The organism is Roseomonas sp. USHLN139, from assembly GCF_037145735.1.
Taxonomy (GTDB): Bacteria; Pseudomonadota; Alphaproteobacteria; order Acetobacterales; family Acetobacteraceae; genus Pseudoroseomonas.
Window position 1 is genome coordinate 481010 of the sequence record NZ_JBBCWY010000002.1, and the last position, 13565, is coordinate 494574.

Genomic DNA, 13565 nt, shown 5'->3' on the forward strand with positions numbered 1-13565 from the left:
AAAACCGCATGTCCATCACCCGCCGCGAAGCCGTCCTCGGCGCGCTGGGGCTCGGCGCCGCCGCGCTGGCCCGCCCGGCCCTGGCCCAGGGCAGCGCGACCGCGCCGGCCTATCCGACCCGCACCGTCACGGTCATCGTCCCCTTCGCCCCGGGCGGCTCGACCGATTTCGTGGCGCGGCTGCTGTCGCAGCAGCTCTCGGCCCAGCTCGGCCAGCAATTCGTGGTCGACAACCGCGCCGGCGCCAGCGGCACCGTGGCCCAGGCGATCCTGGCCCGCGCCCGGCCGGATGGCTACACCCTGGCCGTGGTGCCGAACGGCACCTTCGCCATGGCGCCCTTCATGTTCGAGCGCCTGCCCTATGACAACGCCACCGCCTTCGCGCCGATCGGCATGCTGGCGACCAATGCGATGTTCATCTGCGTCAACCCGTCCGGCCCCTACAAGACGCTGGCCGACCTGCTGCAGGCGGCGCGCGAGAAGCCGGGCACCATCAGCTATGCCTCGGCCGGCTCGGGGGTCGCCAACCATCTGGGCGTCGAGCTGATGCTCGACATGTCCAACACCAGCATGCTGCACGTGCCCTATCGCAGCGGCGCGCAGGGCGTGCAGGCGGTGCTGGCCAAGGAGGTCGCCCTCTCCTTCGTCGATTCCGTCACCGCCGTGCCCTATCTGCGCTCGGGCGAGCTGTGGGCGCTGGCGGTGACCAGCGCCGAGCGCAGCAAGGAGGCGCCCGACGTCCCGACGGTCGCGGAATCCGGCCTGGCCGGCTACCGCGCCTCGACCGATTTCGGGCTGTTCGCGCCGGCCGGCACGCCGGAGGCCATCGTCAACCAGCTGGCCGGCGCGGCGCGCCGCATCATGCTGTCGGCCGAGGTGCGCGAGAAGCTGGCGCCGCTCTCCATCGACCCGGTCGGCGGCACGCCGGAAGAGTTCCGTCCCTATGCGGCGCAGGAGATGGAGAAGTGGGGCGCGCTGATCCGCAAGCGCAACATCAAGCCCGAGTGACGCGCCCGGGGCGCCCCTCCGGGCGCCCCAGCCTGCGCAACCTTGGTCGGGGCTGCGGTGTTTGATCCCTATGGAGAACCGGACCCGTCGCGCTGCCTGGGCGTCCCTGCTGATCCTGCCCCTGCTGGCCGGGGCAGCCCCGGCGCAGGCGCAGAACCCGCCGGAAATCATCAACCAGCTGCTGGGCGGCGTGCTCGGCGGCGGTGGTGGCGGCCATGACGAAGCCGAGCGCCGCGCCTATGAAGCCGGCCGCCGCGACCAGGCCGAGGCCGAGCGCCGCCGCGACGAATACCGCCGCGCCCGCGGCGAGGATGGCCGCCGCCGCGAGGAATGGCGGCGGCATCGCTGGGAGCAGGAGCAGCAGCGCCGCGAGGTCGAGGCGCAGCGCCGCCGGGTCGAGGCCGATCGCCGCCGGATCGAAGCCGACCGCCGGCGTATCGAGGCGGAGCGCTGGCGGTGAGGGCCCGGCTGGGCGCGCTGACCGTGGCCGGCAGCGCCCTGGCCGTGCTGCTGTTGCCGGCGGGCCTTTGGGCCTTCGGGCTGCTGCGCTGACGGTTTCCGTCGCACCCTTGGCATCTCCCCTTCCCTGAGCCGGCGCGACTGCCGCCGTCAGGCGTTCGATCGGTTCCCCCGTCCCATTGTCAGGACGGCTTGCCGCTTCAGAACCTCTGGGCGTTCAGCCGCGCGCGGCTCCGGCGTCCGGCTCACTGCCGGTCTGTGGCTTCCCGTTTTGCCGCACCTGGAAAAAGGTCTTCTCGCCGCGGGTGAAGCCGGCCCCCTCATAGAACCGGAGGGTTCCCTCCTGCGACGTGCCGGTGGCCAGCATCACCTTGTAGCAGCCGGCCGCCCCGGCGCGGTCGAGCGCGGCCTGCAGCACCCTGTGCCCCAGGCCGCGCCGCCGATGCGCGGCATCGGTGACGACATTCTCCACGACGGCCCAGGGACGGGCGTGCCGCGTCAGGTTCGGCACGATGACCAGGGTGCAGGTGGCTGCGATCGTGGTGCCGATCTCCGCCAGCAGGATGGTGACCAGGCCGGACGCCTCCCCGGCCCGCAGCGCCGCCGCGGCGGCCTGCGGATCCGGCGCCGCATCCTCCGGATGCAGCTGCGCCAGCAGGCCGAGCAGCCGCGGCAGGTCGGCCTCCAGGGCCGGGCGGATCACCGGCCCGGGTTCAGAGGGCGGGCGCGCCGGCGGCCGCCCGGCGCCGCCCGGCATCAGAGCGCTTCGCCGGCACCGCTGGCGCCCAGGGTGAACTTGAAGTGCTCCTGGAAATGCGTCTCGAGCGAGGCGATGGCCACGTCGTTCGCCCCGCCCCGGTTGAAGTTCAGATAGAGGCTGCTGTCATAGTCCGTCTCGACGAAGGTGCTGCTGCGGTAGTCCATGTTGAGGATGAAGGTCTGCACGCCATTGGCGGCCAGGTGCCAGCGGAACCAAAGATCGTCCGCGGTCGGGGCGAGCTTCAGCGCCTCCTCCAGGTTCAGCACGCCGATCGGGAAGAAGGCGGTGTTGTAGAGGATGCCATCCTTGCCGGTGGGCAGGATCAAGTGGCTGGGATTCTCGTCGATGCGGGTGCCCATCCAGCTGCGGTAGGGCGCGATCTTCTTGTCCTTGACGATGATCCGGTGGCCGCGCGAGGCGATGACGCAGCCATAGGTCAGATAGGCATCGACCAGCCCGCGCAGCCAGTCGGCCGGGTAGATGGTGTCGTCATCGGCCGTCACCACCAGCTTCGCCAGGCCCCAGTTGCGGTGCAGATAGGGCAGCAGCTTCCGGTAGGGGCCGGAATTCGGGCATTCGTGGATCTGCAGCCGCTCGCCCGCCTTGTGCTTCAGCGCCTGCAGAGCACGCGGCAGAATGGGCACGCCGGCATCGAGCAGATAGGGCTCCGGCGACAGATGCAGGTGCACCTGCAGCTCGCCATCGTAATCCTGGTCGAGGATCGACTGCAGCGTCTCGCAGATGGTGGCCATCCGCGAGCTGATCGAGGTGAGCGAGACGTCGATCTTAGGACGCGGCATGGGCGTCATCCTCCTGGAAGGCACGCAGCGGGAAAGGCAGGATGGTCCGGTGGGCCGCCTCGAGGCCAAGCCCGTCGCGGCGCAGGTTGCGCAGCGAGCGGCGCCGGCTGATCTGCGTGCGGAAGATCTGCAGATACTCGGCGTTCTCGGTCTTGGTCTTCTGCGACAGGGTGGTGGAGGCGGCGAAGCACAGCATCGGCGGCGCCTGCAGGATCTGGATCGCCTGGCTGCCGAAATAGCTCTGGATCCGGTCGCGCATCTCCACATCCCCGCGGGAGCGCACCTCGGCGAAGACGCCGACCTGGTCGAAGGCGCTCTTGCGGAACATCGAGGTCATCGGCCCGTCGCCGAAGATGGTGAAGTCCATCTCCATCTGCACCGCGCCGAAGCGGTCGATGCGGATATGCGGCGTGGAGACCAGCTGGACCGTCGGCTGCGCGGCGAAGGCGGCGACCTGCAGCGCGAAGCGCTCGGGATGCGACCAGTCGTCGGCATCCTGGATGGCGATGAAGGCACCGGCCGCCTCGGCGATCGCCAGGTTGCGGCCGACATAGGGGCCGCGGTTGGCCTCCAGCCGGCGGTACTTCACCTCCGGGAAGTCGCTCTGCACCAGCGCCTGGATGGCGGCACTGGACTCGGCGGTGCTGGCATCGTCGACCAGGAAGACCTCGACCGCCGCATGGGTCTGGTCGCGCAGCGACTGCAGCGAGCGGGCGAGCAGCGGGATATCGGGATTGAAGGCGGAGACGATCACCGAGACGAGCGGCCCGGTGGTCTTCGGCAGCCCCTGCGCGGCCAGCTGGCGCGAGGCATTGGCGAAGACCTCCTCGGCGCTGCTACCCTCGATGGCGATCGGATGCGCCGTGCTGGCGGCGAAGCGTTCGGCGACGATCTCGTTCAGCATCGCATTGTCGCCCAGGATGGCATGGGCGATGGCGTTGATGTCGGTCCTGGCGGAGAGGTAGTCGGCGGCCTTCAGCTCGCGCAGGGTGGCGCGGTCGGAGAGCACCACGGCGGCGAGCTTGCGATGGTGCAGGCCCCGCTGGCCCGGGATGGTGATGGCGTCGAGATCGAGGGCGCGCAGCTCGTTGCTCAGGCTGCGCAGCCCGTCCATCAGCTTGACGAACTCGATGCTGGACACTTCGAGCGCCTCGCCGGCGAGCCGGTAGACCGCGCCGCGGTCGCCGGCGGTGACCGCCTGGCGGAAGCGGCTCGGGAAGTCGACCGTCGCGGCGATGTCGGCCAGCAGGCGCGCATGGGTGGTCGCGGCCAGCGCCGGCGCCATCTCGGAGCCGATCAGCGCCTGGAAGCAGCGCAGTATGGCCTTCTCCTGCAGGGCCGCCGGGTCGTTGCGCTGCAGCATGCCGAGGAACAGCAGCATCACCGATTCATCGCCGTAGCGCCGCAGGCATTCGGCGATGCGGAACAGGAACTTGCGGTTGCCCGAGCGGCCGTTGATGACGAAGGCCAGCACCACCAGGACCCGCTGCCGCGGCAGGCAGCAGGCCAGCAGCTCGAAGAACGGGACGATATAGGCCACGTCCTTGACGCAGATATCCTGCGCGTAGCAGGCCAGATTGGCGGCGATGCGGTCGGCCTGCTGCGCCTGACGGGCCAGGGTGAAGTAGGTCATCAGCTGGTCGGCCGGCAGCGCCAGGATGATGTCGGGCCGTTCGGAGAGGCGCAGGGCGAAGGCATCGATCTCCGCGGCGAGCGAGAGCGCGTCCGGCGAGGCCACGTCGATGCCGCGCAGCACCGCCGAGGCGAGGGCTGGCGTCGCATCGTCGACGAAGCTGGCCAGGCTGTGGCGCAGCGCCGTGAAGCGACGCAGGATCGGCGCGACGAGCCGTTCGAGCGGCCAGTGCACCGCCAGGTCGAAGCCCGCGAGATAGCGACGGTCGACACTGCCGAGCAGGAAGATCTCGTCCTGCGCGGCGGGTGTCAGCGCCAGGCTGCCGAGGACACGGCGGACCCGCGGCAGGGCATGGTCGGTCAGGGCCAGCCGGCTGGCATAGACGACATGCGGCTGACCTTGCGGTCCGACGAGCTCGCCGGCGAAGCGCGCGGCGGCGGCCGCCGGGTCGGCCAGGATCATGGCCATCGGGACGGCGCAGGCGCTGCGCAGGGCCAGCAGGGCGAGGCCATCGGCCTGCGGCAGGTTGGCCGCGACGGCGCCGGCCTGGCTGTCATAGGCCAGGGCGAAGCAGGACGTCAGATAGCGCCCGCCATAGGACCAGAACTTCTGCACCGCCTCGACCAGATAGTCGGGATCGGTCGGCGTCCAGCGGTCGATGAACAGCACCGGCTTCGGCGCCAGCCGTGCCTCCGGCGCGGCCAGCCCCTCGACCAGCCGCTCCAGGCTGGGGAAGACCAGACAGCGGTCGATATTGACATAGGCCGCCAGCTCGGGGGCCGGATCCTGGCAGACCACGAAGGCGAAGGCCTCGGCCGGCGTCAGGGCCGCGGTGCCGGCACCGGTGCGCGACGGCAGCAGCAGCTGCAGGGTGAAGAGCTCGGCCACCGGCTCGCCGCTCGGCGTGGCCTCGAGCCCCAGCAGCCGTCCGGCCTGCTCGGCGCCCGACATGTCCTCGGGATAGCCGACGATATGCTTGGCCCAGCTGCCCGGTGCCAGGCGCGTCTTGCTGGAGAGCCCGACCGCGGCACCCGGCTCGAGCGGCAGGCCGGCGAGCAGGGCGGCGATCAGCGGCGAGGCGGGCAGGTCGCGCTTCAGCACCAGCTTGCGCGCGGGCGGCTGGCCTGCCTCGTGGCGGGTGATCGGCATCACCTCGGCCACCAGGCCCGAGGTCTTCAGAGCCTCCCAGGCCAGCTGGGTCGAGGCCGGGACGGTCGCCTCCAGCAGCACCACCAGCGGCTCGGGCGCGACCAGGGCGCGGGCGAAGCCCTGCTGCTGGCGGCGGGCGAGCGCGCGCAGGAAGTCGTCCTCCTCCGGCGTCAGCGCCTGCCGGGGATCGAAGGACTTCAGGAGATGCTGCGCCAGCCCGGCGGCTTCCTCGGCGAGGGAGAGCTCGCCGGCCTGCGGGAAATGGGTCGGCAGCTTGGCCGCGGCCAGCACGCCGTTCAGGGCGGACAGGGCGCCGGGCCGCTCCGGTTCCGCCACCAGACCGGCGATGACACCACCGACCGTCTCGGCCGGCGACGCCTTGATGAGGCGATAGACATCCAGCAGCCGCAGCAGCTTGCGCAGCACGCCGCCAAGCTCCGAATCAGGCTGCGCCGTCGCCGCTTCGAGGAACTTGTAGCAATAGGGCTGCTCCAGATCGGCAAAGCGCGCCAGCACGCTGTCGACCGTCTCCTTGACCGGCATCTCCCCCTCACCGCCGCCGCCCCGCAGCGACCGGAAGATCTGCTCCGCATGGCGCAGGAAGTGTCGCGACCCGATCAGCCGCGCCAGCAGCGCGTCGGCCACCATGCCCTCCGTCTCGGCGGCAGCGCCGCTCTGGACCGGCGCGGCGCCGCGCAGCAGGACGAAATACTCGGTGATCAGCGCGTCGGTGACAGGCTGCTGCAGCAGCGACTGGACTTCGGGAGGATAGCCGGCAATGCGCTGCAGAAAACGCATCGAGACGGGTTTGTTCATCGGAGGCTTCTCTATCCTTCCACAAGGCCGCACCGCAGGCCGGACCGGAGGCAATAACGCGTCCTGGACGACAAGCCGAGCCTTGGCCGGTCTGCAATCCTTAGCGCAGTTTTACCCCGGGCGCACCTGGCTTGCGCAAGAGCGCCAAGACGTTGAACATGAGTTTATCGCAGCGCAACCAAAAAGCCGCCGCTTTCCTGGCCCTCTTTTTCCGGCGTCCGCAAGTAATAGAAGCCGCGTGGACGTGACGTCGAGAATGGCAAATCCTGATAAATAGCGACTTGAATATTGCCGTCTTCGGTATTGAGGAGAGGGCTTGGCAGGGCAGCCGGCACAGGTCTGCTGATCAATGAAATGCCGCAGACCCTCTCCCCTCGTCGCAGCGTGCCAGGGCGCCTGGCGCCGTTTCAGCCGAAGAACACTGCCTCGGCGCTGAGCGTGGCGTGCTCCAGATGCAGCGTCGCGGCGCCCAGGGTGAGCAGCGTCCCATCGCCTTCCGCGTGAAGATGGGGCTGCAGCGCCTCCCAGCTCTGCGGCGAGAAGCCGCGCAGCAGCAGCCGGTCGCCCGCCGCCGCGTCGAAATCGGTGATGCGGTCGGCGCCGCTGCCGGCCGAGAAGACGAAAGTGTCGGCGCCGTCGCCACCGGTCAGCACGTCGTCCCCGGCCGCGCCGTCGATGCGGTTGTTCCCGGCATTGCCGATGATGACATTGGCCAGGGCATTGCCGCGGGCGTCGAGGTCGGCGGTGCCCTGCAGCTCCAGCCGCTCGACCGCCGAGGCCAGGCTGTGGCTGATCCAGGCGCGCACCGTGTCGGTCCCCTGCCCGGCCAGCTCCACCACCCGGTCGCCGGCCTCGTCGATGATGTAGAGGTCGTCGCCAAGGCCCCCCGCCAGGCGGTCGGCGCCGCTGCCGCCATCCAGCAGGTCGCGCCCCTCGCCGCCCCAGAGCTGGTCGTCGCCGGCGCCGCCGAACAGCCGGTCATGGCCCGCGAAGCCCCAGAGGCGGTTCGCCGCCGCATTGCCGCTGATGTCATTGGCCGAGGCATTGCCGCGCCCCTCCAGCGCCGCCGCGCCCTGCAGCTCCAGATGCTCGACATGCACCGGCAGGGTGTAGCTGATCCAGGACTGCACCCGGTCGAAGCCGCCGAAACGGAACTCGACCACCGTGTCGCCGGGATCGTCGACCAGATAGACGTCGTTGCCGCCGCCGCCCAGCATGCGGTCGGCGCCGGCGCCGCCGAACAGCAGGTCGTCGCCGGCGCCGCCGCCGAGCTGGTCGTCGCCGTCACCACCCTCCAGCCGGTCGTCGCCGCCCAGGCCGCGCAGCAGATTGGCCAGCGCATTGCCAAGGATCGTGTTGGCGCCGGCATTGCCGGTGCCGGCGCGCGCCTGGCCCTGCAGCTGGAGCTGTTCCACCGCCTCCGCCAGGCGGTAATCGATCGAGGCGTGCACGGTGTCGAAGCCCTCGCCGGCCAGCTCCACCACGCGGTCGCCGGCATGGTCGAGGACATAGCTGTCATCGCCCGCCCCGCCCTCCAGGCGGTCGGCGCCGGTGCCGCCGTCCAGCCAGTCCTGGCCCGGGCCGCCGACCAGCCGGTCGTTGCCGGCGCCACCCCACAGCACGTCGTCGCCGGCGCGGCCATACAGGGTGTCGAAGCCGCGGTTGCCCTGCAGCCGGTTCGGCCCGTCGGTGCCGAGCAGCACATCGGCCCCGTCGCCGCCGATGGCATGCTCGATCACCGTGCCGGCGGCCAGCGTCACCCCCTGCCCGGCGATGCGGCTGACCATGCCCGGCGCCAGGTCGATCCAGGAGCCGCTGCTGACGGCGGCCGTGTTCAGCGTGTCCTCGCCGCCGGCATCGTGCAGCACGGCGCGGGAGGGGTCCTGCGCCGCCAGCTGGGTAAACTCGTCGGTGAAGACCAGCTGGGTGTCGGCGCTGGCGGCGGCGCCCAGCAGGATGAGCTGCCAGCCCAGCAGCCGGCCCTGGCCGCCGCCGGCGGCATCGTCGATGCGCAGCACCCAGCCGCCGCTGGCCGCCTCGCCCAGGAAATGCGTGCTGGCCAGGGTGAAGGTCAGCCGGTCGGTGGCGGAATCATATTGCCCCTGGTGCAGCCGGTCGAGCAGCACGCTGGACGTGCCGGAGGGCGAGAACAGCACCAGGCGCAGATCGCCGATCAGCGAATGGGCGAGGTTGATGGTGAGCTCCGCCCGCTCGACCCGCAGCGCCGCGTCGATGAAGGCGGTGGCATAGCTGCTGCCGCCCTCCGCCAGCGCCATCCCGCCGCCCCCGGCGCTGGCCTGCTGCAGGTTGTGGGCGTGGTTCTGCAGCGTCCAGGATTCCGCCAGCCGCACCGCGGCGCGGGCATCGATCAGCCCGAAGCCGGCGCTGCGGGCGACATGCAGGCCACCGCCATTCCAGTCCTCGGCGGCGTTGACGTGCCAGTCGGCGCGGGCCGCGTCGGTGATGCGCGCGGTCATGGCGATGATCGCCTGCACGTCGCGATAGCCGAGATTGGGATTGGCCTCGAGCATCAGCGCCGCCGTGGCCGAGGCCCGCGGCGCCGCCCAGGAGGTGGCCTCGGCCGGCGCCACCGCCATCAGCGCCGCGCCCTGGTTGGAGAAGCCCTGCACCTGGCCGAGGCCGTTGGTCGCCCCGATGGTCAGGGTGTAGCGGTTGTTGGAATAGCTGTGGGTATTGACGTCGTCGCCGATGCCGCCGTCATTGCCGGCCGAGCGGACGATCACCGTGCCCAGCCCGCCGCGCCCGCGCGCGGCCGCATCGGCCAGCGCGGCGGCCGCCCCGGCATAGGCAGCGTCGCCGAAATTGTCGCGGAAGTGCTCGCCCGAACGGCTCCAGGAATTGTTGGAGACATCGACCTGCCATTGCAGGGCGAGCATCTCCGTCTCCTGCGCCACGGTCCGGTAGGCGCGGCTGTCGAAGGCGAAGGCGACCAAGGAGGCGCCGAAGGCTGCGCCGACCTGCTCATAGCCGTTATTGGCGCGCGCCCCGAGGATCAGCGCCACCTGGGTGCCATGGCCGGAATCGGCATGGCCGTCATCCAGCGGGGTCTGCCCCTGGGCCCAGCCGCCGCGCGCCAGGTCGAAGCGACCGGCCAGCTCCGGATGGTTGATGTCCGGGAAGGTGTCGACCAGGCCGATGCGGATGCCGGCCCCGGAATACTGGTCGTAGAGCGGCGTCATGTTGATGCCGACGCCGCCGCGCAGCTGCCATTGCTGGGCGAAGCCCGGGTCGTTGAAGCTGGCCATCCGGGGAGCGATTCCTGCGCAGCGACGGGTTGTCGGAGACGGGCCGCAGGGGATCACGCGGTGGTGACCGGAATATGAAGATCCGGCCGCCCTTCCAAGATTCTTCTGCAGGCCGCGCAGGGTTACATCTGTTTTTTAACGATTTTCCCGCAACGGTTGTGCCGCGGCGGCCCGCTCCCGCGGGCGGCGCCCCGGTCCGCCCTGCCGGTCCGCCTCAGGCCATCTTCATGTTCCAGAACACCAGCACCTGGTCGGCGACCACGTCGCGCAGGCCGGCGGCATGGCCGGTGATCACCTTGTAGGAGCCGAGCGGGATGGCGAAGACCTCGTCGAAGGCGATGCGCTGCATCTGCTCGACCAGCTGCATCTGCTTCGCGCGGTCGGGCTCCAGGGCGAAGGCGTCGCGCAGCCGCTCCATCTCGGCGCTCTCGGCCCAGCCGATATAGCCGCGGCGGCCACGGCCATCGACGTTCAGATTGATGATCGGGCTCATCAGGTCGAGGTCGCTCCAGATGCCCCAGGCGATGCTCCAGCCGCCCTGCTCCACCGGGTCCGGCTTGTTGCGCCGGGCCAGCAGGCTGTTCCAGTCCATGCTGTCGACCTGGACATTCATGCCCAGCTTCTTCAGCAGCTGTTCGGTGACGGGGGCCAGGGCACTGCCCGAAGCCAGGTCCGCCGGATGCAGGATCACCACCTTCTCGCCGTTGTAGCCGCTCTCCTTCAGCAGCTGCTGGGCCGCCGCGAAGTCGGGCTTCAGCACCGCGCCGGCCTCGGTGGCATAGGGGGAGTCGCAGGTGAAGAAGGCATGGCATTCGCGGCTGAGGCTGTCGTCGCCGATCTGCGCCGCCAGATAGTCGGCCTGGTTGACCGCCATCATCACCGCCTGGCGCACCTTCTTGTTGTTGAAGGGCGGCTGCGCCCAGTTCAGCCGCATCAGCAGCGAATTGCCGATGCCGCGCGGCCGCAGCACCACCTGGCGGTTGCGGCGCAGCAGCTGCATCTGGTCGGGGCCGACATTCTCCATCACCTGCACCTCGCCGGTGGCCAGGGCATTGGCCGCCGTCTGCTGGTCGGCGATCTCCAGCCATTCGAGGCGGTCGACATGCACCACCTTGCCGCCGGCGAGGCCGCTGGCCGGCTCGCTGCGCGGGCGATAGCCAGAGAAGCGCTCATAGACCACGCGGTCGCCGGAGCGGTATTCGCTGGCGACGAAGCGGAACGGCCCCGACCCCACCACCTCGGTGATCCGCTGGTCGGCCGGGATTTCCACCAGTCGCTTGGGCAGGATGAAGGGGACCGGGCCGCCCGGCTTCCCGAGCGTCTCCAGCACCAGGCCATAGGGATGCTTCAGGACAAGACGAAAACTGCGCTCGTCCACCGGCTCCAGCGAGGCCGTGGCATTCATCAGCCGCGTGCCCATCAGGTCGCGCCGCCACCAGCGGGTCAGCGAGGCGACGCAATCGGCCGAAGTCACCGGCGCGCCGTCATGGAAGGTCAGCCCCTCGCGCAGGCGGAAGCTGTAGGTCAGCCCGTCCTCGGAGCGGCTCCAGTCCTGCACCATCTGCGGCTGCGGCCGCATCTGCGCGTCCATGGCGAAGAGCGTGTCATAGACCAGATAGCCATGGTTGCGGGTGATATAGGCGGTGGTGGCGTAAGGATCGACGACGCCGAGCGTCGCATGCATCACCGCCTTCAGCACCCGGCGGTTGCCGCCCGCGCCCTGCGCCAGGGCCGGCGCCGCCAGCGGCAGGCCGGTGGCGAGGGCGGCGCCGCCCCCCAGTCCGGCCTGCATCAGGCCGCGTCGCGTGGTGAGCAAAGCCATGGTTCGGTTCTCCGGCAGAGAGGGAAGCGGCAGGGCCGCGGCGCCGGAACGGCGCCGCGCGGATCAGTTGGCGCGGCGGCGCGGATCGGGCCAGAAGGAGGTGCCGGCGCGGGCCAGACCGCCGCCCAGGCCCATGGCCACGCCATCGGCGCGCCAGCAGGCGGCGCCGGTCATCGCCGCGCCCGCAAAGCCGATGGCGCCCATGCCGCCCGCGACATGATCGACCGGGGTGACCTGGTGCCCGAGCGCGGCGAGCCCGGCATGCACCTTGGCCGGAAAACCGCGCTCGACCTCGGCATCCTGGCCATGGGTGAAGACGCGCGGCGCCTCCACCGCCTCCTGCCAGGACATGCCGTGGTCGACGACGTTCATGACGAACTGGAAGACGGCGGAGGGGATGCGATGCGCCCCCGGCAGGCCGACGGCGAAGAGCGGCCGCCCGTCGCGATGGCCGATCATGGCCGAGATGCCGCTGGTGATCCGCTTGCCCGGCTGCAGCGACAGCGCATTCCCCGGATGCGGGTCGAAGAGATACATGTAGTTGTTGGGGATGATGCCGGTGCCCGGGATCATCACCCGCGCGCCGAACAGGCTGTTGATGGTCTGGGTCGAGGTGACGATGTTGCCCGCCGCATCGGCGATGGTGACATGGGTCGTGTTGGCCGATTCATTGCTCAGGATGCGGGCGCCGAAATGGCCCGCCCGGTCGGGGGCGATCTCGGGGCGGCGCAGCTCGGCATAGGCTTTTGAAATAAGCTTCTCGACGGGGACGTCGACGAAGGCGGGATCGGCGGTGGCGGCGCGGCGGTCGGCGGCGGCGATCTTCAGCGCCTCGATCACCAGATGCAGCGTCTCCACCGTGCCGAAGCCGGAGGCGCGGAGATCGAAGCCTTCCATCAGGTTCAGCATCTGCAGCACATGCACGCCGCCCGAGCAGGGCGGCGGCGGGCCGACCAGCTCGACGCCGCGATAGCGGCCGCGCACGGGGGCGCGCTCCACCGTGCGATAGGCTTTGAGATCGGCGAGCCGCATCGGCGAGCCCTGCTGCTCCAGCCAAGCGGCCACCTTCCTGCCCAAGGCGCCGCCATAGAGCCAGCCGGGCCCCTCGGCGGCCAGGCCCTCCAGGGTCGCCGCATAATCCGGCATGGTCAGATGGGAACCCGCCTGCAGCGGCGCGCCATCCGGCAGGAACATCGCCGCCATGGCCGGGTCGAGCGCCAGGTCGATGGCGCTTTCCAGGATGCAGGCGGCCAGGTACGGCGTCACCTGGAAGCCGCGGCGGGCGTGGCGGATGGCAGGCTCCAGCACGGTGGCCAGCGGCAGGGTGCCGAAGCGCTCGAGCGCTTCGCACCAGCCCTTCAGCGTGCCCGGCACGGCGATGGCCCGCGGGCCGCGGCGGTTGGCGCGGCCCTCGGTCTCCATGTAGTCGGGCCAGCTGTCGGAGACGGGGGTGTACTGGTCCGGCCGCGACAGCGCCGGGGCGGTGGAGAGGCTGTCGATCACCACCTCCCGCCCGTCCGCCAGGCGGATGACGGCGACGCCGCCGCCGAAGAAGCCGACCATCATCGGCTCGACCACGGTCAGGGTGAACAGCGAGGCCACCGTGGCGTCGATGGCATTGCCGCCCATCGCCATCATCTCCATGGCGGCGGCGGAGGCGAGCGGGTGGTTGGTGACCGCCATGCCGCGCTCGGCGGTGACCGGCGTCTTCTCGCAGGCGAAGGGGGTGCCGGCGCGGGCGCGCCAATTCTCGGTCATGGGGCGGCGGTCCTGGTCAACGATCGGACCGAGTATCGCGACGCCTTTCCGGATTGGTCCAATACGTGGCTGGACGATTTTCGATAAGTCCGACG

Annotated in this window: 8 protein-coding genes; 2 read left to right on the top strand and 6 right to left on the bottom strand. The window is 70.5% G+C overall.

What is annotated here, in order from left to right; all coding sequences use genetic code 11:
• Positions 1-8 precede the first annotated feature (8 nt).
• On the top strand, positions 9-1007 hold the full coding sequence (locus tag WFI16_RS09470; protein WP_419897578.1) for a Bug family tripartite tricarboxylate transporter substrate binding protein: 999 nt from the start codon (positions 9-11) through the stop codon (positions 1005-1007).
• 70 nt (positions 1008-1077) lie between these two features.
• On the top strand, positions 1078-1467 hold the full coding sequence (locus WFI16_RS09475) for a hypothetical protein (RefSeq protein ID WP_419897579.1): 390 nt from the start codon (positions 1078-1080) through the stop codon (positions 1465-1467).
• 216 nt (positions 1468-1683) lie between these two features.
• Here the strand turns inward: WFI16_RS09475 and WFI16_RS09480 are convergent, their stop codons facing one another.
• From WFI16_RS09480 to ggt, 6 genes are all read right to left on the bottom strand, one after another.
• Positions 1684-2169 (bottom strand): GNAT family N-acetyltransferase, encoded by a 486-nt coding sequence (locus tag WFI16_RS09480; RefSeq protein ID WP_419897580.1) that lies wholly within the window; start codon positions 2167-2169, stop codon positions 1684-1686.
• Between the two features lie 53 nt (positions 2170-2222).
• Complete coding sequence (locus WFI16_RS09485; RefSeq protein ID WP_419897581.1) at positions 2223-3026, bottom strand: glycosyltransferase family A protein; 804 nt, start codon at positions 3024-3026, stop codon at positions 2223-2225.
• On the bottom strand, positions 3013-6624 hold the full coding sequence (locus WFI16_RS09490; RefSeq protein ID WP_419897582.1) for a glycosyltransferase family 2 protein: 3612 nt from the start codon (positions 6622-6624) through the stop codon (positions 3013-3015). Before WFI16_RS09490 ends, WFI16_RS09485 begins: the two co-directional genes overlap by 14 nt.
• A gap of 407 nt (positions 6625-7031) precedes the next feature.
• Positions 7032-9890, bottom strand: coding sequence for a S8 family serine peptidase (locus WFI16_RS09495; protein ID WP_419897583.1), 2859 nt, complete (start codon positions 9888-9890; stop codon positions 7032-7034).
• Positions 9891-10104: 214 nt separating this feature from the next.
• The gene (locus tag WFI16_RS09500; protein ID WP_419897584.1) at positions 10105-11712 is read right to left on the bottom strand and encodes an ABC transporter substrate-binding protein; all 1608 of its coding nucleotides are present in this window, start codon (positions 11710-11712) and stop codon (positions 10105-10107) included.
• Positions 11713-11775: 63 nt separating this feature from the next.
• Positions 11776-13470, bottom strand: a complete 1695-nt coding sequence (ggt, locus tag WFI16_RS09505) for a gamma-glutamyltransferase (RefSeq protein WP_419897585.1) — start codon at positions 13468-13470, stop codon at positions 11776-11778.
• Positions 13471-13565 lie beyond the last annotated feature (95 nt).